This is a genomic window from Luteimonas sp. 3794 (assembly GCF_031456825.1).
Classification (GTDB): Bacteria; Pseudomonadota; Gammaproteobacteria; order Xanthomonadales; family Xanthomonadaceae; genus Luteimonas.
On record NZ_JAVDVJ010000001.1, the window covers coordinates 602,079 to 623,430 of the forward strand.

17 protein-coding genes are annotated in these 21,352 nt (G+C 69.3%); 5 read left to right on the forward strand and 12 right to left on the reverse strand.

Annotated elements, in window-relative coordinates:
• Nucleotides 1–837 carry an S-formylglutathione hydrolase gene (fghA, locus tag J2X52_RS02690; protein ID WP_310148265.1) on the forward strand — a complete coding sequence of 279 codons (837 nt, stop codon included), beginning with the start codon at nucleotides 1–3 and terminating at the stop codon, nucleotides 835–837.
• Nucleotides 838–1,058: 221 nt separating this feature from the next.
• Here the strand turns inward: fghA and J2X52_RS02695 are convergent, their stop codons facing one another.
• The 7 genes from J2X52_RS02695 to grxD all read right to left on the reverse strand — a co-directional run bounded on the left by J2X52_RS02695 (nucleotide 1,059) and on the right by grxD (nucleotide 10,189).
• A complete protein-coding gene (locus J2X52_RS02695) occupies nucleotides 1,059–1,856 on the reverse strand; it encodes an endonuclease NucS domain-containing protein (RefSeq protein WP_310148267.1) in 798 nt (265 codons plus the stop codon).
• A gap of 12 nt (nucleotides 1,857–1,868) precedes the next feature.
• Entirely contained in the window at nucleotides 1,869–2,594 is a 726-nt protein-coding gene (locus tag J2X52_RS02700; protein ID WP_310148269.1) for an ATP-binding protein, read from the reverse strand.
• A gap of 7 nt (nucleotides 2,595–2,601) precedes the next feature.
• Entirely contained in the window at nucleotides 2,602–2,943 is a 342-nt protein-coding gene (locus tag J2X52_RS02705; protein WP_310148272.1) for a hypothetical protein, read from the reverse strand.
• 59 nt (nucleotides 2,944–3,002) lie between these two features.
• Nucleotides 3,003–3,941: a DegV family protein gene (locus J2X52_RS02710; protein ID WP_310148275.1), complete on the reverse strand. Its 939-nt coding sequence runs from the start codon at nucleotides 3,939–3,941 to the stop codon at nucleotides 3,003–3,005.
• Nucleotides 3,942–4,097: 156 nt separating this feature from the next.
• On the reverse strand, nucleotides 4,098–7,556 hold the full coding sequence (locus tag J2X52_RS02715) for a PAS domain-containing hybrid sensor histidine kinase/response regulator (protein ID WP_310148278.1): 3,459 nt from the start codon (nucleotides 7,554–7,556) through the stop codon (nucleotides 4,098–4,100).
• A gap of 85 nt (nucleotides 7,557–7,641) precedes the next feature.
• Nucleotides 7,642–9,111: a GGDEF domain-containing protein gene (locus J2X52_RS02720; protein ID WP_310148281.1), complete on the reverse strand. Its 1,470-nt coding sequence runs from the start codon at nucleotides 9,109–9,111 to the stop codon at nucleotides 7,642–7,644.
• A 148-nt stretch (nucleotides 9,112–9,259) separates the two neighbouring features.
• A complete protein-coding gene (gene grxD, locus J2X52_RS02725; RefSeq protein WP_310148284.1) occupies nucleotides 9,260–10,189 on the reverse strand; it encodes a Grx4 family monothiol glutaredoxin in 930 nt (309 codons plus the stop codon).
• A 117-nt stretch (nucleotides 10,190–10,306) separates the two neighbouring features.
• Between grxD and J2X52_RS02730 the strand changes: the two genes are divergently transcribed.
• Entirely contained in the window at nucleotides 10,307–11,083 is a 777-nt protein-coding gene (locus J2X52_RS02730) for a polysaccharide deacetylase family protein (RefSeq protein ID WP_310148287.1), read from the forward strand.
• 238 nt (nucleotides 11,084–11,321) lie between these two features.
• On the opposite strand, the gene J2X52_RS02735 is transcribed toward J2X52_RS02730, so the two are convergent.
• From J2X52_RS02735 to J2X52_RS02750, 4 genes are read right to left on the reverse strand one after another with little or no spacing between them, the layout of a single operon-like run.
• A complete protein-coding gene (locus tag J2X52_RS02735; RefSeq protein ID WP_310148290.1) occupies nucleotides 11,322–11,858 on the reverse strand; it encodes a hypothetical protein in 537 nt (178 codons plus the stop codon).
• On the reverse strand, nucleotides 11,855–12,571 hold the full coding sequence (locus J2X52_RS02740; protein WP_310148294.1) for a class I SAM-dependent methyltransferase: 717 nt from the start codon (nucleotides 12,569–12,571) through the stop codon (nucleotides 11,855–11,857). Before J2X52_RS02740 ends, J2X52_RS02735 begins: the two co-directional genes overlap by 4 nt.
• Nucleotides 12,568–13,188: an SGNH/GDSL hydrolase family protein gene (locus J2X52_RS02745; RefSeq protein WP_310148296.1), complete on the reverse strand. Its 621-nt coding sequence runs from the start codon at nucleotides 13,186–13,188 to the stop codon at nucleotides 12,568–12,570. The genes J2X52_RS02740 and J2X52_RS02745 overlap by 4 nt, the downstream gene beginning before the upstream one ends.
• Nucleotides 13,185–14,453 (reverse strand): aminotransferase class I/II-fold pyridoxal phosphate-dependent enzyme, encoded by a 1,269-nt coding sequence (locus J2X52_RS02750; RefSeq protein ID WP_310148299.1) that lies wholly within the window; start codon nucleotides 14,451–14,453, stop codon nucleotides 13,185–13,187. The genes J2X52_RS02745 and J2X52_RS02750 overlap by 4 nt, the downstream gene beginning before the upstream one ends.
• A 150-nt stretch (nucleotides 14,454–14,603) precedes the next feature.
• Between J2X52_RS02750 and rsgA the strand changes: the two genes are divergently transcribed.
• Both rsgA and J2X52_RS02760 read left to right on the forward strand, forming a co-directional pair.
• Nucleotides 14,604–15,758 (forward strand): ribosome small subunit-dependent GTPase A, encoded by a 1,155-nt coding sequence (gene rsgA, locus J2X52_RS02755; protein WP_310148301.1) that lies wholly within the window; start codon nucleotides 14,604–14,606, stop codon nucleotides 15,756–15,758.
• A 273-nt stretch (nucleotides 15,759–16,031) separates the two neighbouring features.
• Nucleotides 16,032–17,258, forward strand: coding sequence for a flavohemoglobin expression-modulating QEGLA motif protein (locus J2X52_RS02760; protein ID WP_310148303.1), 1,227 nt, complete (start codon nucleotides 16,032–16,034; stop codon nucleotides 17,256–17,258).
• A gap of 134 nt (nucleotides 17,259–17,392) precedes the next feature.
• On the opposite strand, the gene J2X52_RS02765 is transcribed toward J2X52_RS02760, so the two are convergent.
• Nucleotides 17,393–20,578, reverse strand: coding sequence for a diguanylate cyclase (locus J2X52_RS02765; RefSeq protein WP_310148305.1), 3,186 nt, complete (start codon nucleotides 20,576–20,578; stop codon nucleotides 17,393–17,395).
• An 86-nt stretch (nucleotides 20,579–20,664) separates the two neighbouring features.
• Here J2X52_RS02765 and J2X52_RS02770 point away from each other — a divergent pair, with 86 nt between their 5' ends.
• Entirely contained in the window at nucleotides 20,665–21,306 is a 642-nt protein-coding gene (locus J2X52_RS02770; RefSeq protein WP_310148308.1) for a response regulator transcription factor, read from the forward strand.
• Nucleotides 21,307–21,352: the final 46 nt, after the last annotated feature.

Sequence of the window (21,352 nt, forward strand, 5' to 3'; positions counted from 1 at the left end):
ATGACCCTCGAGCGCATCGAACACCGCGCCTGCTTCGGCGGCTGGCAGGACGTCTACGAACACGCATCGAAGACGCTCGGCTGCACGATGCGCTTCGCGATCTACCTCCCGCCGCAGGCCGACACCGCGAAGCTGCCGGTGCTGTACTGGCTCTCGGGACTGACCTGCAACGAGCAGAACTTCATCACCAAGGCCGGCGCGCAGCGGTACGCGGCCGAGCACGGCGTGATGCTCGTCGCGCCCGACACCAGCCCGCGCGGCGACGACGTGCCCGATGCCGAGGGCTACGATCTCGGCAAGGGCGCCGGCTTCTACGTCGACGCGACGCAGGCGCCGTGGTCCACGCACTACCGCATGTACGACTACGTCGTGCACGAGTTGCCGGCACTGGTCGAGGCCGAGTTGCCGGCCAATGGTGCGCGCGCAATCAGTGGTCATTCGATGGGCGGCCACGGCGCGCTGGTGATCGCGTTGAAGAATCCCGGCCGCTATCGCAGCGTGTCCGCCTTCTCGCCGATCGTCGCGCCGAGTCAGGTGCCTTGGGGCGAGAAGGCGCTAGGCGCCTATCTCGGTGACGAGCGCGCGGCGTGGCGTGCCTTTGATGCGACCGCGCTGGTTGCACACGCGGCCGAGCGCCTGCCGCTGCTGATCGACCAGGGCGACGCCGACGAGTTCCTCGACGTCCAACTCAAGCCGCAGCTGCTGCAGGCCGCGTGCGAGGCGGTCGGCCATCCGATCGAACTGCGAATGCAGCCCGGTTACGACCACAGCTATTACTTCATCCAGAGCTTCATCGGCGACCACATCGCGCACCACGCGAAGGCGTTGCACGGCTGAGTGCATGGGGTGGCGTATGTGGCCCCGCCGTCTGCACAACCGCTCGGTCGGCCGATGGGCAGCGGTCTCCGGGCAAGGAGCCTCTGATCAACTCGATCCGGTCACCGTCGCGTAGGCAGAGGCTGCGTTTCGGCGGCACATCGCGTTGATCCTCCCGGGGTATTACCGATCAACGGCCTGACGTCCATGTATCCCCCGCCGGGCGGGGATGGCCGCATGCTTCAGATCTCAGTGCCGTTGCGGAGCATAAGGGCTGGTACACGGGCGACTTGCACCGATAGCTGATACTCGAACAGTTCGATCTCACGCAAGCTGGCGCATGCGAGTCTCAGATCTTCAGTGATCGTGCGGCAAACGATGATGCCCCGCACGTTCTGTCCAGGAGCGGCGAGGTGGTGGCGCACCCAGTTCACATAGCGCAACAGCTGTCCGATCACGCGATCGTAGCCACGCGACACTTTCAGCTCGATCGCAACCAGCCCGCCGTCACGATCAGTCGCGAGGATGTCGATGCGACGTCCACCCGCATCGAACTCCAGGGGCGACACATCGTCTTGGTCATACAAGCGAAGGCCGGGCTCGATGCATTCCAAGTGCCGCGCGAGATAGAGCTGAAGATCGCGTTCGAGCAGGAACTCCGTTGAGCCAGCTGACGCTTCGACGACTGGCGCGTCGGACTCGGAATGAAGTGCTGACTCGATTGCGACATCGCCATCGACCAGCTCGTGGATCGGTGCCGGATCCTTGCCAGGTTCGTACAGCCTGAACTGGCCGGGTGCCACCTTGAACAGCAAGTCGTCGGAGGCTTTCGTCGACGCGTGGTGCAGTCGGCTGGGATCGTTGGTCGCGGCCTGCACCAGATGCGCGCGGATGCTGTTTGGCTGCAGCCTGGGATATCTCTGCCCAAACCAGTCGAGCGCGCGCGATGTCGTCAGGACCTGTCCGGGCATCAGGCCCAGATCGATCAACATGTCCTTTAGAAGAGCCCGCGTCGGTTTGTCGTAGATTGTCCGCGCCATGCGCCTGGCTCGTTATCGGGGCTGCATCTTGCCATCGCGCGAGCCGGCCTGCATTCGCTGTACGTGCGCAAGCTTGAAGTCGGTATAGGCGAAACGCCCGTCACGCAGCACGGTCTCGCCCGCCTCGAGTTCAAGCGGCGCGGTGAACATCGGTCCCGCAGATACGCAGGTGTGGAATTCGCCGTGTTCGCCGCAGGGATCCACGCCGTCGGGCAGGGCGTCGCACAGGGCTTGGTCAAATGCGCGGCCGGCGAACGCCGCGTCGAGCTGACCGGTATCGACGCAGCACAGATCCGCACGCAGCCCGCCCGCGAGCATCGTCGCCGCCAGCGCGGACGTGTTGCTGCCAAACAACGGAAACAGCGGCGCCCACCCGTGACGCGCGCAGAAGGCCTCGCGCCACGTCCGGATATCGGCGAGAAACAGGTCGCCGAATGCGATCGTCGACAGCGTCGGCCAGCGTGCGCGCGCGCGTTCCAGCGCGGCTGCGAAGCGCGCCTCGTAGATCGCGTTCGTCGCCTGTTGCGGGATGCGCGCCTCGATAACCGGCAGGCCGGCGGCCGCCGCCTGCGCATGCAGCACCTCGACGCGGATGCCCTGCATCGAGATGCGCTGGAATTCCTCGGTGATTGTTGTGATCAGTCCCACGACGACCACGTCGGCGCGCTGCCGCAGGACATGCAGCGTCCAGGCCGCATCCTTGCCGCCGCTCCACGACAGCAGGACGGGCTCCGGCACGTCGGCCTCAGCCTGCGCGGACGTCGCGCAATTCCCAGCTGCTGCCTGCCAGCAGCGAGAGACGATGCTTGAGCACAGTGCTGGAAATGGACGTGGTCACCACCAGATCGATGCCCAGATCGCGATCCTCGCCGGTGACCTGCGCTGACGGATCCGTGATACCCAGGGCAGGATCGACTTCGTCGGGATCGGGCTGCTGGTCGCGCCAGCGCGCGAACAGCGCCTCGCCCTGCAACGCAGCCTGCACTTCGGCAGCGACACCATCGGCACCCTGCGAACGCAGTGCGTACTCGCCGGAGGCGCGGGTCTTCTCGGGATCGGGCAGTCGGATCAGGAAGCGGGTGCTCATGCGCGGCCTTGAGGGCAGATGGAAGCCGGAGCGTAGCAACCCGCGCCGTTAGAAATCCGTCATGAGAAGGCGTGCGGCGGCGCTGCGAATCCAATGGTGAGCGAACCCACGCCCACATTGACGATGCCGGTCAGGCTCATCACCGTTTCAAACCGCTCGACGTGATGGGTCTCGCACGCGGTCACCAACTCGGCATAGCCCGGCAGTGCGCGCATCTGCGCCAGATCGCCGCCGTAGCTCAGGCACAGCGTCGGCGTGAGCAGTCCCGCGCGAACGCGTTCGACGGCGAAGGCGAAGAGTCGTTCGGCGGCCGGCTCGAACCCGCGGATCTTGCCGACCGGGCCGGTGTCGCCGCGGTGGCAATGCAGCACCGGCTTGATGTCGAGCGCGCTGCCGATCAGCGCCGCCAGCATGCTGACGCTGCGGTCGCCGCGATGCTTGATGCGCGCGCGCAGATAGGCCAGATCGCGCGGCACCATGTAGGCATAGCTGCGCTCGGCGAGGAACTCGAGCCGGGTGCGGATCTCGGGCGCGCTCGCGCCCGCATCGCGCAGGCGAACCGCCTCGACCGGCAGAATGCCCTGGCCGGCGAAGACCTGCTGGGAATCGACGATACGCAAGGCGAACGGCGTGGTGCAGCCGGCCTGCGCGCGGATCGGCCGGTACTCGTTGAGGATCGCGAAGCTGGCGTGGGTCGCGTTGTCGTGGATCTGGCTGCGGTGCCGGGTGACGGTCAGGCAGAACACGTAGTCGTAGTCGATCACCAGCTCGTCGAGGAACAGCGCCTTGATCTTGTCGGCCGGAAACGCGGCGGTCTCGGCGGTGTGCCGGCCGGCGACGTGGCTCTCGACGAAATCCAGCGTTGCACCCTCGTCGCGCATGTCCACGAACTGCGACTGGCCGATCTTCACCGTCACCGGCAGCAGTTTCACCTCGTGGGCGGTCAACCAGTCGGCCGGCAGGTCACAGGCCGAGTCGACGACGATTCCGATACGCATGCACCCTCCCGTTGCGCGTGGCCGGCGCCCGTCTGTGTTGACGGGTCGCGGAGCAGGCGCCTGGCGCCCGGCCCCACTCTACGCCAAGCCGGATCCTCGGCGAACCGCCCAGGCGCCCCGATGGCCGATCCGGGCCGCGGCGAACTGGCAAGGTCGTCAGTCGCCGCGGGCGCGGCGCGCGGTGGCGGCCATGCGCTGGGCGCCGAGGAAGGCGCGCATCGAGGCTGGCTTCACCGGCTTGGTCAGCACGCGATAGCCGCGGATGCGCGCGGTCTGCTTGAGCGTGTCGCTGCCGTCGGCAGTCAGCAGCGCGCCGGGGACGTCGGGCGAGATGCCGCGCAGTGCATCGAGTGTGTCGAGCCCGTCGAGGCGGTCGTGCAGGTGATAGTCGACCAGCATCACGTCGGGCGATTCGTCCATGCACGCGATCGCCTCGTCGATGGTCTTCGCGCACAGCGGCTCCACGCCCCAGCGGCGCAGCAGGGCGCGCATGCCGGCGAGGATGTCGTCGTCGTTGTCGACACACAGCACGCGCAGGCCCTGCAGCGATTCATCGTGCAGCGGCGCGGGCGTCGCGGTGGGCGGCAACGTCGCCATGACGCTGCGCGGCACGGTGATCGAGAACATGCTGCCGCGGCCGACGCTCGAGCGCGCGTCGAGCGTGTGGCCGAGCAGGCGCGAGATGCGCTGGCAGATCGACAGGCCCAGGCCCAGGCCGCGGCCGTCCCAGTCGAAGTTCTGTTCGTAGCGGTGGAACTCGTCGTAGATCTGGCTCATGTGGTGCTCGGGAATGCCCGGCCCCGTGTCCCAGACCTGCAGTGCGACCTGGTCGCCGCGGCGGCGCGCCGACAGCACGATGCGCCCGCTGCGGGTGTAGCGCAGCGCGTTGGCGAGGAAGTTCTGCAGCACGCGGCGCAGCAGCCGGCGATCACTGCGCACCGCGATCGGCAATGCGTGCAGGCGGATGTCGAGCTTGCGCGCCTTGGCCATCGGCGCGTACTGGCCGGCGAGCTGGCGCATCAGTTCGGACACGTCGAGATCGACGATCTCGGGTTTCAGCGCGCCGGCATCGAGGCGCGAGACGTCGAGCAGGCCGTCGAGCAGTTCCTCGGCTGCGCGCAGCGAGGTGTCGACGCGCTCGGCGAGATGTTTCTGTTCCGCGCCGTCCTGGGTTTCCCGCAACGCCGAGGTGAACAGTCGCGCGGCGTTGAGCGGCTGCAGCACGTCGTGGCTGACCGCGGTGAGGAAGCGCGAACGCGACTCCTGCGCGGCCTCGGCCTCGCGCGTGCGATCGGCGACGCGCTGCTCCAGCGTTTCGTTGATGTCGCGCAGTTCGCGTTCCACGCGCTTGTAGTCGGTGACGTCGCTGTAGCTGGTCGCATAACCGCCGCCGGGCAGCGGCTGGCCGCGCAGCTCGATGACCTGACCGTTGCCGAGCACGCGCTCCGACACATGCGGCGAGCCGGCGCGCATGTAGGCGATGCGCTTGTCGATCTCGGTATCGATGTCGATCACATCGCGCGGGCCGAGTTCGCCGCGTTCGGCGTTGTAGCGGATCAGGTCGGCGACCGGACGGCCGACGTAGAGCATGTTGTCGGGATAGCCGAACAGCCGCTGGTAACTGCGGTTCCACGCGACCAGCCGCATCGTCCGGTCGACCACGCTGACGCCGTGGTCGATGTTCTCCAGCGTGGACGACAACACCTCGCGGTTGAAGCGCAGCTCCTGGCCGGCCTCGTCGAGCATCGCGACGACCTCGTCGACCTCCATGCCCGAGCCTTTGAGCGCACTGGTCATCAGCAGGCGCGCCGACGATGCACCGACCGCGGCCGCGAGCTGGCGTTCGGTGAACTGCAGCCAGGTGCGGTCGGCAGGCGCATTGAGCGCGAGCGGCTTGCCCTGCACCTGCGCGTGTTCGTCGAACGCCGCGCGGGCGGTGCGCTCGCCGACGATGCGGCCGGTCAATGTCAGCAGATCGGGAATGCCGACGGTGCCGCTCCAGTCCTCGGACGCGAACGTGCGGCGTTCGGCATAGGGATCGAGGAAGGGCGCTGCGCGCAGGCGCTCGTCGAGGGTGGGGCGCCAGCGCGCGGACACCAGCAGCAGCGCGCCGACGTTGAGCAGCAGCGACCAGAACGTGCCGTGGGTCAGCGGGTCCCAGCCGGCGAGGCCGAACAGTGCGTGCGGACGCAGCCAGTCGATGCCGAACGGTCCGGTCGTCAGCCACTGTGGATCGAGCCAGCCCGACTGGGTGAGCGTCGGCAGCAGCAGGGTGTAGGTCCACATGCCGAAGCCGATCAGCAGGCCCACCTCGACGCCGCGCCGGCTCGCGCCGCGCCAGTACAGGCCACCGATCAACGCAGGCGCGAACTGCGCGACCGCGACGAAGGCCATCAGCCCGAACGACGCGAGCGTGGTGTCGGTGCCGCTGACGCGGTAGTAGCCGTAGGCGAGCGCAGCCAGGCAGACAATCGCGATCCGGCGGATCCACAGCACCGTGCGTGCGACGTTGCCGCCGTGGCGCTCCGCGTAGCCGCGGCGCAGCAGCATCGGCATCACCAGATCGTTGCTGACCATCGTCGCCAGCGCGACCGAGGACACGATGACCATGCCGGTCGCTGCCGAGAAGCCACCGATGTAGGCGAACAGCGCCAGCGAATCGGCGTTCATCGCCATCGGCAGCGCCAGCACGAAGCTGTCCGGTGCCACCGGCCCGTCGCGGCCGAACAGCGCGACGCCCGCGCTGGCGATCGGCAGCACCATCACGCAGATGATCACCAGGTACCCGCCGAACAGCCAGCGCGCGCGGCGGATGTCGCGCACGTCGCCGCACTCGACGATCGCCACGTGGAACTGGCGCGGCAGGCAGATCAATGCCGCGAAGGCGAGCAGGCACTGGGCGACGAAGCTGCTGGGCGGCGCATCCTTGACCAGCGCCTGCGTCGCCTCGACCAGTTTCAAGTCGGTGCCGTCGAACCACGCGATCGCGAACACACCCACCGCGACCAGCGCGACCAGCTTGACCAGCGATTCCAGCGCGACCGCCAGCATCATGCCGGGGCGATGCTCGGTGGCATCGACCTGGCGCGTGCCGAACAGGATCGCGAACAGCGCCATCAGCGCGGCGACGTAGAACGCCGGATCGCCGAATGGGGTGACCGGATCGTCCGGCCCGCCGAGCACACCGAGACTGATCGCCACCGCCTTGTACTGCAGCGCCAGATACGGGACCGCCGCGACCAGTGCGATCAGCGCGACCATCGCCGCCAGCCGCTGTGAGCGGCCGTAACGCGAGGCGATGAAGTCGGCGATGGACACCGTGTTCTGCGACTGCGCGATCAGCGCCAGCCGCTCGAGGATGCGCCAGCCGAACAGCAGCAACAGCAGCGGTCCGAGATAGATCGGCAGATAGCCCAGGCCCTGCCGGGCCGCGCTGCCGACCGCGCCGTAGAACGTCCACGACGAGCAGTACACCGCCATGCCCAGGCTGTAGACCGCCGTGCGCAGCCAGGGCCGGTCCGGGGACAGCGGACGCCGGTCGCCGTACCAGGCCACCGCGAACAGCAATGCGGCATAGCCCAGCGACACCAGCAGCAGTACCCAGCCCGGCAGCATGCGGTTCCCTTCGTTGCGGACGCCGGAGTGTAGCGGGTCGCGCGCACGGCACGATCCGGCCGCCGGCGGACCGAAGCACGCCTGCCTAGGTCATCGCCGCCATGGTGCGATCCTTGCCTGCGCGCTTGGCCCGGTACATGGCCTGGTCGGCGCGCTTGAGCAGCGATTCGAAGGATTCGCCGGCCCCCCGCAGGGCGACACCGGCACTGAACGAGACCGCGATCCGGGTGGTTTCGTAGACGAGTGGGCGGTGCGAGAGCACGGCGCGCAGGCGCACCATCGCAGCCACGGCATGCGGCAGGGTCGTGGCCGGCATCAGGATCACGAACTCCTCGCCGCCGAAGCGCCCGATGATGTCGTCGTCGCGCAGGGTCAGGCGGGTGACGTCCACGAAGTGGCGCAGCGCTGCGTCCCCGCCCAGATGGCCGTGGACCGCATTGAGGCGACGGAAATCGTCGAGGTCCACGAGGGTCACGCACAAGGGCCGGTCCACCCGCGCGCGCGCGGCCTCGCGTTCGAAGGCCTCGTCGAAGCCGCGGCGATTCAGGCAGCCGGTCAGTTCGTCCTCGCGCGCGAGCCCGGCGGCATCGCTGAGCTTCTGCTCCATCTGGGCGAGACGTCGCTCGCTTTCCTCGAGCTCGCGTCGCGCCGCCACCAGGTCATCGCGTGCGCGGAGCGCGCGTGCCTGGATGCGGCCGGTGTCCTCGAGCACGGTATCGAGCAGTCCGTTGAGTTCTCCGATGCTGCGCGCTTCGCGGATGCGGGCGGCGTGGCCGGCCAGGCGATCCTGGTACTCGCCGGTCTGGGCGGCCATGCCGTCGAGCTTCTCGACGAAGCTGCCCATCATGGTGCGCAACGCGGTGCGCGACTCGTCGATGCCGTTCTTGAGCAGCGTCTGCCGGTAGAGCATCTGACGCAGTTCGTTGCGCGCATCCTCGATCGCCGAGCGGCTCATCGGCCCGGAGAGCAGGCTGCGGATCTGTCCGATCTGACCGTGCAGCCAGCTCTTCTCGTCCAGCAGCTCGCCGACGTTCTCCAGCAGCAGATCGAACAGGCCGAGCAGCAGCGAGACCTGCTCTTCGGCATCCTCGGCGTGTTCGCCGATGCGGGTGCACAGGTCGGTCAGCGTCCAGGAGAGCGGGCCGAGGTCCTGGTCGGGCGTCCATTCGCCCAGGGCCGCCGCCAGCGCGGTCGCTTCATTCGCCAGCGCGGGCTCGTTGCGCAGCAACGCGGTGAGTCCGCTGCCGACTGCGTGCTGCAGCAGGCCGCGCAGCCGCAGCAGCCGGGCATCGGCGGAAGGTGGCGCGGCGTTCAGCTCGACGGTGCGGATGTACTTGTCGATGAGCTGGCGCATCGCCCGCCCATACGCCGGCCAGTCCTCCGCGCGGCGTGCCGACTGCAGGTAGCGGCCGAGTCCACCCAGCTCGTCATGCAGACCGGCCACGCCGTCGGCGAAGGCGGTGAGCAGTCGCAGTGGATCGTGCGCGCCGGAGAACAACGCCACCAGCGCCTCGGAACCGATCGCCCCCTCGGCACCGCCCGGCGTCTCACGCATGCGTGCGGTTTTTGAAGGAGACGACGATGGGGGCATTTGGGTTCACGGGCATGGGCGCGGCATACGCCCGGATGCGGACATTGTCATATCGGCCGCCCCACGCGCGACTTGAGCCCGGCATGCTGAAGACGGACCGCGCGGGCCGGACTCAGTACTTCGGCACGCCGCCGTCCACGCTGTCGCTCCAGGCATCGATGCCGCCGACGACGTTGTAGACCTGCGTGAAACCCTGATTGCGGAAATGCTCGGCTGCCTGCTGGCTGCGGCCACCGTGGTGGCACAGGAACGCCAGCGGCGTGTCCTTGGGCAGCTGCTGCAGGCGGGTGATCGCGTCGCCGTCGAGCACTTCGAACGGGCGCGCGACGCTGGCGGTGGCGCGCTCGTCCGGCGGACGCACGTCGACGAGGGTCAGCGTGCCGGCGGCGAGGCGGTCGTTGGCATCGGCCGGGCTGATGTCCTGCACGGGCTTGGGCGCGTTCGGGTTGTCGATGACCAGACCGCGGCCGCGGATGTCGTCGGCGAAGTCGATCGTCATGCCGTCCGCGCGGCGTGCGCCGGCGAGGTCGAACTGCACGTCGATGCCGTCGGCCTGGGCAATGATGCCCGACGCGCTGCGCGGGGCGAGCTGCAGGCGGGTGCGGAAGTTGCCGTCGATGTCGACCTGCAGCACGTAGTCGCCACCGGCATCACCCACCGCCTTGGCGATCATCTCGCGCGCGGCCGGGGTGATCGAGATCGACGGCGGGGTGCGGTCGGGCGGGGCGACGCCGAACAGGCCGTGCAGTTCACCGCTGCCTACCATCTGCTCGATGATGTCGCTGCCGCCGACGAGTTCGCCGTCGACGTAGAGCTGCGGAATCGTCGGCCAGTCGCCGTAGACCTTGATGCCTTCGCGGATCTCGCCGTCCTCGAGCACGTTGACGGTCGCGTACTCGATGCCCACCGCTTCCAGCGCGGAGATCGCCTTGGCGGAGAAGCCGCATTGCGGGGTCGTCGGCGAGCCCTTCATGAACAGCACGGCCCGGTTGCCCTGCAGCAGGGTGTCGATGCGGGTGCGGAGGGCGGGGTCGAGGGACATGGCAGGAATCCGGGGTGCGGGAACGATCCACATGGTACCGCGCGGCCTGCGATGCAAGTCTCGAACCGTGTTGTCCGCGTCCGCAGCGCAGGGGTGCGCAGCGGTGCCGGTGGCATCATGCGCGCCATGTCCGTGCATCGTCCGCCCAGTCATCCGCAGCTGTGGCTGCCCCTGCTGATCGCCTCCCAGGTGCTGATCGCGTTGGTCTGGTGGCAGCTGGGCTGGCGCTTCGGCCTGCCGCTGCTGCTCTTCAGCCATGCGCTGTGCCTGTGGGGCGTGCTGGCGCCGGCATCGCGGCTCTACGGCCCGGTGCTGACGCGGCTGCCGGGCGACGGCGTGTGGCTGACGATCGACGACGGGCCCTCTGATGACACCCGCGCGCTGCTCGATCTGCTCGACGCGCACGATGCGAAGGCGACGTTCTTCCTGGTCGGCGAACGCGCCGCCGCGCGACCGGAGCTCGTGCGCGAAATCGCTGCCCGCGGCCACGGCATCGGCAACCACAGCCAGACCCATCCGCAGGCGATGTTCTGGGCCCTGGGCCCGGCGCGGATGCGGCGCGAGATTCTGGATTGCCAGCGCACGCTGACTGACATCACCGGGCATGCACCGGTGTGGTTCCGCTCGGTCGTCGGGCATACCAATCCGTTCGTGCATGCGCCGCTGCACGATGCGGGTCTGGCGCGCGTCGGCTGGAACGCGCGCGGGTTCGATGCGGTGAAGGCGGATGTCGATGACGTGGTCGCGCGGATCGACGCCGACCTCGCACCCGGCGCGATCGTCCTGCTGCACGAAGGTGCGAAACACGGCCGCAATGTCGCGATGATCGAGGGTGTGCTCGCGCGGATGCGGGCGAAGGGATTGCGGGCGGTGTTGCCGGATCAGGCGGTGTGACGCATCAGTTGCGGGTTGCGACAGGCGACGGGTTTCATGGCGCTCTGCTCATCCTCCGAAACGTGTCGGTGGGCGGCTTGCGCCCCTCTCCCTCAGGGAGAGGGGTTGGGGTGAGGGGCGGTGCGCGCAAGAAATGTCGGATCGGGCGCTCGCAGCGGCGCACTTGCGTTGGATGGGCAGCACACAGCCGAACATGGGGTGCTGCCATCGCACGCGATCGATCAACCCGAAACCGGCGTCACTCTTCGCGCAACCACGCCAGCGTCGCGTCGATATCGTCGGCCTCCAGCAACAGCTCCGCGACCGCGTGCTGCCCGGTGGCGGCCGCGGTCGCGGCCAGTGCGGCGATGCACATCAGCTCGCTCCAGTCGGGCGCGGCGACGAGGCCGGCCAGCAGCGGCAGTCGCGCCAGCGCGGTGACGTAGCCGTCGATCAGGTGTTCGGGAATCTCCGCGTCGTGCGCGGCGCGCGCCAGTTCGATGCTGGCCGGCAGCACGAAGTGGCTCGACGTCGCGCGTTCCGGCGCCTCGGCGAGCAGTGCCACGATGTGCGGCACCGCGGCGAACGAGGCGCTGTACACCGTGCCCTGATGACACAGCGCCGACCACAGCGCATTCCAGGGTTCGCTCTGCCAGCCGTCCTCGTGCGCGCCGTCGAGCTGGGCCAGCAGCGCCGGGATGCCGCGCGCATCGCCGTAGGCGCATCGCAGCGTGGTCCACGACGGATCGTCGAGCGCCAGCATCGGCGCGTGCGGCAGGCCGTCGCGGGCGATCATGTGCGGGTGCCGACGATCAACCAGTTGTTGAACGGCGTGTCGCCGTAGAGCGGGCGCAGCATCGTCTGCAGGCCCGCGCCCTCGAGCTGGCCGCGCAGGCCGTCGGCGGTCGGGTAACTCTTCGCGCGCTCCTGCATCCAGCCGGCGAAATTCGCGAGGCGATCGGTGATGCGCGTGGTGCGGCTGCGCGGCGTGTCATCACTGAGACCGCTGCGGATCACCAGACGCGCGCCGGGCACCAGCATCGCGATCACGTTGTCGAGCAACTCGCGCTGGCGGTCGGGTGACAGGTACTGAAGCACGTCGAGGATCGCGACGCTGCCTTGGTGCGCGGGCAGGCCAACGCCGAGATCGAGCACGTCGAGCTGCACGTCGGCCAGCCCTGCGCGCGCGGCGACTTCGCGGCCGCGGCGGATCTTGGCCGCGTCGATGTCGACGCCGGTGAACGGCAGCGCCTGCCCGTCTGCACGCAGCGCATGCGCGAGCAGGCCGAGGCCGCAGCCCAGATCGAGCACCGGTGCGGAGGTCGGACGCAGCGCCTGCAGCACGCCCGGATACAGCGGATCGGTGCGCAGCTTGGTCAGCGTGTAGTAGTAGTCGTAGCGGTTGCCCAGCACGTGCTTGGGCAGGAAGGCGCGCGCGATGTTGCGGGCGTCCTCGCGCGGATACGGGGCAGTGGAGAGCGGCGTGGTGTCGGAAGTGGTCGCAGTCATGCCCGCGACAATAAGCCGCGCGCGACCGGCAACGCCAGCTGCATCCATTCGGCATGCAGCGCAGCCGACGGATGCAGGCCGTCGTCGGCGAGCATCTCCGCTTCGCCACCGTGTGCGCGGCTGACCGGTGCGATATCGACGAACGCGACGCCGCGTGCGGTGCAGATCGCTGCGGACGCGGCGTTGTAGGCATCGAGCGCGCGCGCGATCGCGGCCACGTCGCGGCCGGAATGCGCACCGAACGGGGTCACGCCCCAATCGGGAATCGCGAGTACGAAGACGCGCGCTGCATCGCCGCCGGCGAAGCCGATCGCGCGCTGCAGCAAGGCCTCGAACGCGGGCGTGTACTCCGACACGACGCGGCCGCGGTACTGGTCGTTGACGCCGATCAGCAGGCTCACCAGATCGAAGGGGCCGACCGGCGCCGCGGCGTCGATCGCCGCGTCGAGTTCGTCGGTCGTCCAGCCGGTGGTCGCGATGATCTCGGGCGCGTCGAGCGCGATGCCTTCGCTGCGCAGGGCATCGGCCAGTTGCACCGGCCAGCGGTCCTCGGCGGAGATACCTTCGCCGATCGTGTAGCTGTCGCCCAGCGCGAGATAGCGGCGCGGCGCGGTCATCCGGCCACGCGCATCTGGCGCCTGGCCAGCGGCACGACCTTGCGGACGTCGGTGATCTGCCGCTCCAGCACCCGATGGATGCGCGCGAACACCTCGCGCAGCTGCGCGGGTTCGGGCAGCAGGGTCACGCGGAAATGGTTGCGGTAGGGCACGTTGAAGCTGTTGCCCGGCACCACCAGCACGCCTTCGGCTTCCATCAGTTCCAGCGCGAATGCGTGGTCGTCGAAGCCCTGGGTGAATTCTTCCGCGATGCCGGGGAACGCGTACAGCGCACCGGCCGGCGCGACGAGTTGCAGGTAAGGGCTCGCGTCGCAAGCCTCGATCACCGCGCGGCGTGCCTCGTGCAGACGGCCGCCGGGCGCGCACAGGGCGCTGATCGTGTCAACGCCGGTCAGGGCGGCCTCGATCGCGAACTGCCCCGGCACGTTCGCGCACAGACGCAGCGCACCAAGCAGATCCATCGCGTTGCGGAAATCGCGGCTGCGCGCCTCGTCTCCCGACAGCACCGCCCAGCCCACGCGCCAGCCGCAGGCGCGGTGCACCTTGGACAGGCCGCCGAAGGACACGCAGGGCACGGGGCCTGCGATCGGCGCGATCGGTTCGAACGGCGCATCGTCGTAGGTGATGCCGTCGTAGATCTCGTCGCACAGCAGCAGCAGGTCGTGCTTGGCGGCGATCGCGACGATGCGCTCGAGCAGCGCTCGCGGATACACCGCGCCGGTCGGATTGTTCGGATTGATCAGCACGATCGCGCGCGTGCGCGGCGAGACCAGCGCTTCGAGTTCGTCGGGATCGGGCAGGAAGCCGTTGCCCGCCTTGCACTGGTAGAACACCGGGCGACCGTCATTGAGGATCGTCGCCGCCGACCACAGCGGATAGTCGGGCGAGGGCACCAGCACTTCGTCGCCGGGATTGAGCAGCGCGCGCAGTGCGATGTCGATCAGTTCGCTGACCCCGTTGCCGACGAACACGCGGTCGGCCGACACGTCCGGCGTGCCGCGCGCGGCATGGAAGGCGGCGATCGTCTCGCGCGCAGCCGGCAGGCCCTGCTGGTGGGTATAGGGATCGGTGTCGTGGATGCGCTCGGCGATCGCGCGCTGCAGATGATCCGGCGCGCGGAACCCGAACGCGCCGGGGTTGCCAATGTTGAGCTTGATCAGCGTGCGGCCCTGGCCTTCGAGCTCCCGCGCGCGCCGCGCGAGCTCACCACGGATTTCGTACCGGACTTCGGTCAGGCGTTCACGGGTCTTCAGTGGGGCTGACATCAGCGGCGCTCGGCGCGGGAATGTCGCCCGATGCTAGCGGAAACGACGGGTGAATGCGGCCAGGGCCGACGAGTGGCAAAAGTGTCCGGCTCACGCGCGCAGGGCCGGCGCCCGTAGAATCCGCCGCATGACGACCGCCCGACGCCGCGCTTGAACCCCGCCGACCCGACCGCCGCCGACCTCGCCCTGCGCGCGATCGGCTGGCCCTTCGACGGCGCCCCTTCGGGCCTCTGGGGCGACACGATGGCCGAACATCCGCAGGCGTTGCCGATGCGGGTGGTCGAGCAGCACCGCTCCGGGTATCTCGTCGCCAGCGCGCCGGGCGAGGCGATCGCGGTCGAATCGCTGCCCGACTGGCTGCGCCGCAGCGGCTACCGCAAGGGCACGATCGCGCCGGAGGACCGCGCCGCGGTCGGCGACTGGGTACTGGTCGAGGACGGCAAGCGCATCGTCGCGATGCTGCCCCGGCGCAGTGCGATCAAGCGCGCCGCAGCCGGCGAGCATTACAAGCAGCAGCTGATCGCGGCGAACATCGACACCGTGCTGGTGGTCTGCGGCCTCGACGCCGACTTCAATCCGCGCCGCATCGAGCGCTACCTGCTGCTGGTGCAGGGCGGTGGCACGCCGGTGATCGTGCTGACCAAGGCCGACAAGCCCGAGGCCGACATCGCCGCCGCCGTGGCCGCGCTGACCGAGATCGCCGGGCTCGGCGTCGCCGTGGTGCCGGTGAACGCGCGTGACCCGGGCAGTGCCGCGGTGCTGCACCGCTGGCTCGGGCCGGGCATGACCGCGGTGCTGGTGGGCAGTTCGGGCGCGGGCAAATCCACGCTGACCAACAGCCTGCTCGGTACCGAGCGCATGAAGACCGCCGCGGTGCGCGAGACCGACGACCGCGGCCGCCACACCACCACGCATCGCGCGCTGATTCCACTGCCATCGGGCGCCTGCCTGATCGACACGCCCGGCATGCGCGAACTCAAACCGACCGGCGAGGAGGATCTGTCGGGCGGCGGATTCGCCGATGTCGAAGCCATCGCCGCGCAATGCCGGTTCCGCGACTGCACGCACGGCGACGAGCCGGGCTGCGCGGTGTGGGAGGCGGTCGATGCGGGCACGCTCGATCCGGGGCGCCTGGGCAGCTACCTGAAGCTGCGCGACGAACTCGCCGGCGCGGCGGGTCAGCTCGCGACGCGTATGGCGCAGAAGGTGGAGAGTCGGCCGTCGGGCAAGCCTGCGCCGAAGACGGGGGGACGTCCGGGGGTAAAGCCGGCGAAGCGCGGGTCGGATTGGACGCGGGAGGAGTAGGGGCTCAATCAGGAGCGTCTTGGGGTCTCGCTCTTTTAAACATCGCTGCGACCGTCATCCCTCACCCCAACCCCTCTCCCAGGGGGAGAGGGGCTCAAGAAGCAGGCGCTCGCGTACTCCGAGCCCCTCTCCCTTTGGGAGAGGGGTTGGGGTGAGGGCGAACGGTCGCGTAAAACATATCGGAGGCCCGAGCGATCAGCGGTTCTACCCGGTGACACTTTGAGTCCCCACACCAATCCGCTAGCGTGACCGCACCGCCCGCCGGAGCAATCGATGCCCGACGCCATCGCCCATCACGCTGCGCTCGATGCGCGCATGGTCACCGCCGCCCGCGGGCTCCGTGTGCTGAGTCTCGCGAGCTGGCCACCCGAGTCGCAGCACCGGTTCCTGTCGGCGTTTGCCGCCGGGCGCCGCGAGATGCCGGAGATCACGTATCCCGTTCTGGACTTCGCCGAAACTCGCCGCGCGCTCGCCGCCATCGCCCGCGATGCCGATCGCGACCATCCGCTCGGCGTCTACCTCATCGAATCCACCCGCGCCTGGGATGCGACCGCGCAGTTGCTCGAATCGCTCGGGACCGCGGCGGCGAGCGAACACGCGATCACGCTCTACGGCCGGCCGGATGCGGTCCTGCCCGGTGGCGCGCTGACCACCTGCGACGCCGCGCGTCACTTCATCCACATCGCCGACGAACTCGATCCGGGGCTGCTCGCCGATGTCGAGCATCCGACGATCGATGCGCCCACGCTGCAGGCGCAGTTGCAGGACGATCTGGATGCCTACTTCGGCACGCGCGTGGTCGCGGTCGAACTCGATCCGGGCATGATCGCCAAGGCTGCGGCCGGCGCGTACCGGGTGCGGCTGCGCAGCGATGCGCGGTACTCGATCCACGACCGCGAGCAACTGCTGCAGCACGAAGCCTTCGTGCATTCGCTGACCGCGCTCAACGGCCGCGAGCAAGCGGTGCTGCCGAGTCTGGCGATGTCGTCGCCGCGCACCACCTGCACCCAGGAAGGGCTGGCGGTGTTCGCCGAACAGATCACCGGCAGCATCGACATCGGCCGGATGAAACGCGTGAGCCTGCGCATCGAAGCAATCGCGCGTGCGCTGGATGGGGCGGATTTTCTGCAGGTCTTCGACTACTTCCACGACGCCGGACAACCGGCCGCGGAAAGCTTCGCCTCCGCGCAGCGCGTGTTCCGTGGCGTGCCGCTCAGTGGCGGCCATGCGTTCACCAAGGACGCGGTGTACCTGCGCGGGCTGATCGACGTACACACCTTCTTCCGCCAGGCCCTGGCCGCGCAACGCCTGCCGCTGTGCCGGCATCTGTTCGCCGGCAAGATGACGCTCGACGATGCGCGGCGTCTGGCGCCGCTGTTCGACGACGGCACGCTCGCCGCCCCGCGCTGGTTGCCGCCGTGGATGGAGCGCACCGGCGGGCTCGCCGGGATGCTGGCGTTCTCGTTATTTGCCAACCGCATCCGGATCGATCAGCTGTAGGGGTCAGGCGGCGCATCCCATGTAGGAGCGCGCTTGCGCGCGAAGAGGCGTTCCCGCAGACGCCCATCGCGCGCAAGCGCGCTCCGACATGGGCAATCGGATAACGCAACGCGCAACCCATCAAGGCGTTTGCATCACCGTTCGAAACGCGGCGGCATGGCGGTCGAATACAGCAGACGCACCGCATCGCCGAGCGTCGCCGGATCCGCCCCCGAGAGCAGCGCCTGCAGTCGCGGACGATCCGCATCCGGACCGGGTACCAGCCCCACCCACGCATCGCGGCCGGCGTCCTTGGCCGCGTAGAGGCAGCGGTCGGCGAGCGCGATGGTCTGCTGCCAGTCGCCGAGCGTCGGCCACGCGATCGACAGCGGCCAGGGCGCGAACCCGATCGAACAGGTCATGCGCAGGGTGGCGCCATGGGCGAGCGCGATCGGCGTATCGGCGATGGTGCTGCGCATGCGCTCGGCCAGGCCGGCCGCGGCGTCGGCATCGTCGAGGCGCGCGACCAGCATGAATTCCTCGCCGCCCCAGCGCAGCAGCAGATCGCCGTCGCGGGTCAGCGCCCGCATGCGTCCGGCGAACTGCACCAGCGCTTCGTCGCCGGCCTGATGGCCATGCCCGTCGTTGATGCGTTTGAAGGCATCGATGTCGAGCATGAAGAAGAACAGCGCGTCCGAGCCGCGCCGGCCGGGTGCACGCACCGCTTCGCGGGCCAGCCATTCCTGCAGCTCGCGGCGGTTGGGCACCTGGGTCAGCGGATCGAGGCGTGTGGCCGCATCCAGCTGCGCATTGCTCTGCTGCAGCTGGCGGTTGGCATGTTCCAGCTGCGCGGTACGCTCGGCGACGGTGCGGTTGAGCAGGTCCACGCGCTCGCGTTCGCGCACCACCGCCCGTCGCAGGCGCCGCAGGTACAGCGCGACCAGCAGCGTCGCCAGCAGCGCATACAGCACATAGGCCAGCGGATGCCGCCACGGCGGAGGTGGCATCACGATCGTCAGTACGCGTGATTCGCCGAACTGGCCGTCGCGCCCGGCGGCCTGCACTTCCAGTCGGTAGCGGCCTGCCGGCAGATGGTTGAGCGAGAACTCGGTCCGCGCCAGGTGCGGGTAGATCCAGCCCGAATGCAGGCCGTCGACGCGGTAGCGCAGCTGCGCCGCTGACGGCGCGAGGAAGTCGATCGCCGTCATGCCGATGGTGAACACATTGTCCTCGTCGTCGAGCACGATTTCGGGCGTATAGACGATGTCGATCGCGTCCGTGCTGCGCGCGTCGGTATCGGACTGGCGGCTGAGCAACTGCAGGCTGGTCAGGACCGGGTGCGCGGGTGCACTGCGGCGCGGCAGTTGCTGGGGCGCAATGACGTCCACGCCCATCGTGCCGCCGAAGTACAGCAGGCCGTCGCGGCCCTGGAAGGCCGAGCCGCTGTTGAATTCCTGGTTGCGCAGGCCATCGCGACGGCCCAGGTTCTGCACGATGCCGCTGTCGGGGTCGTAGACGCTCAGGCCGAGATTGGTGCTGAGCCACAGGCGCCCGCCGATGTCGGACAGGATGCGGTAGACCACGTTGTTGGTCAGGCCGTCGCGTTCGGTCAGCACTGACGACTCGCCGGTCGCGCGATCGATGCGGTACAGGCCGGCGGCGAATGCGCCGACCCAGATCGCATCGGCGCTGCCGTGGATCGCCCACACCGAGCGGTGCATGCCGGCGCCCGACGGCTCGACCCGCGCGAGCACACCTGCGTGCAGGCGCCACAGCCCGCGCGTGTTGGTGCCGATCCACAGGCTGCCGTCGGTATCGCGGTAGAACGTGGTGACCATGTCACCGGCCAGCGGCGCGAAACGCGGGTCGGGTTCGAAGCGGCCGCCGCGCAGGCGTTGCACGCCACTGCGGGTGCCGACCCACAGCGTGTCGTCTTCGGCCAGCAGCGCATCGACGCGCGCATCGCGCAGACCGTCACGGGGCTCGACACCCCCGTCGGCATGCAGCCGGTAGAGGCCCACCTGGGTGCCGATCCACCAGCCACCGCCGCGTGCCGGCTCGATCGCGCGGACCGACATGTCCGCCAGCCCGGCGATCGCCCGCCAGGCGGCGCCCGGCCGGTCGCGCATGTGCAGGCCACCGTCGGTGCCGATCAGCATCCGTGCGCCGTCGCGGCGGATCGCGCGGACGCTGTGGCTGGCCCAGCCCGCCATCGTGCCGACGCCTGCGCCGTCATGGCGGATCACCGACGCCAGCGGCCGCACCCGATACAGGCCCGAGGTATAGGTGCCGATCCACCACGCGCCCGACGCGCCCTGGTGGAAGCTTGTGATCGCACTGCCTGGCGGTTTGTCGAAGCGCAGGCGCCGGGGGCGGTCGCTGCCGGGCGCCAGCTGCACCACCCCGCCGTTGCTGTAGCCGGTCAATAGACGCCCGTCTTCGAGCCGGATCATCGCCGTCGCGTCGCCGGCGGCCACGCCCAGATCGGCAGGCGTCCAGTGCCGCTGGAGGAGCCACGCATTGTCCAGGCGGAACAGACCGGCATCGGCGGCCAGGACCCACAGGCCTTCGTGCCCGACCTGCAATGCCACGCAGCGCCGGGCGCCACCGGGGACTGCGGGCAGCGCCACCAGGCCGCTCGCCTCGACCGACCAGAGGCCGCAGGCAGCATCCAGGGCGATCGGTGTGCCGCGCGCGGCCGACCAGACCAGGCCGACGATCTCCCCGGTCGCGCCGAGATTGCGCACGGCGCGGATGTCGGCGTCGACGTGGTCCACGCCGGCCTCGGTGCCCACCCAGGCGCCGCCGGCGGGATCGAGCAGGATGCGCGTCACCCGGGCGTGCGACAGACCGTCGGCCACGCCGAGACGGCGCTGTGTCCATGTCGGCAGGTCCACCACCTCCAGACCGGCGTCGTTGGTGCCCAGCCACAGGCGCTTGCGCCCCGGCTCGAAGCGGAGGCTGTCGATACTGCTGCTGACCAGGTTGGGGCCACCGATCGGCAGGCCCGGCGTGTTGCGGTAGGCGCGGAACCGGTGGCCGTCGAAGCGGTTGAGGCCATCCTGCGTGGCCACCCACAGAAAGCCCTGGTCGTCGCCACTCATCGACGAGACCGTCAGCTGGGACAGGCCCTCGTCGAGCCCGTAGACCTCCAGACTCAATGGCGGAACATCGACCGCTCCGTTGTCCTGCGCGAACGCGGTGCACGCGGCCACCGCCAGCAGCGCCGCTGCGAGCAGGCGTGCCACCCGCCGCGCACGAGCACGCACGCCCATGCCGCCGGCATCGGCGTGCACCGGCTGGCAGGCGAGGTGCGCGCTGGCGATCGCTCTTGTACGCAATGGGTGTTCTCCCTTTGCATAGTGTGCTGCGAATCCCATGCCAATGCGATGGGCGTCACGTTTCCCGTCCGTGCCAGACTGTCGCCATGGAGTCCATGCCGACCATCCTCGTTGCCGACGACCACCCGCTGCTGCGCGCGGCCGTGCTGCATGCGCTGCGCGACAGCCTGGGCCAGATCCGGGTGATCGAGGCGGCGACGGCGTCGGCCCTGGCGCCCGCGCTCGATGCGCACCCGGAGATCGAACTGGTGCTGCTGGACCTGACGATGCCCGGCGCCCGCGGGCTCTCCTCGCTGGTCTGGTTGCGCGGCGAACGCCCCGAACTGCCGGTCGTGGTGATCTCGTCCAACGACCACCCGCGCATCGTGCGCCGCGTGCAGCAGTTCGGCGCCGCCGGTTTCATTTCGAAATCGGCACCGGCCGAGTCCATCGGTCAGGCGGTGCGGCAGGTGCTCGACGGCGGCAGCTGGTTCCCGCCGCTGACCGCCGAACGCTCGGAAGAAGATGCGCAACTCGCCGCGCGTCTGGCCCAGCTCACGCCGCAGCAGTTCCGCGTGCTGCTGGGCATTGCCGACGGCCTGCTCAACAAGCAGATCGCGCACCAGCTCGGGCTGGCGGAGAACACCGTCAAGGTGCACGTGACCGCGATTCTCAAGAAGCTCGAATGCCACAGCCGCACGCAGGCGGCGGTGCTGGTCAAGGCGCTGGAGCGCGACGACGAGGTCTGAGACCGCGGCGCCGCGTCCGGCGCCGCGCTCGCGGAGTGCCGTGCGT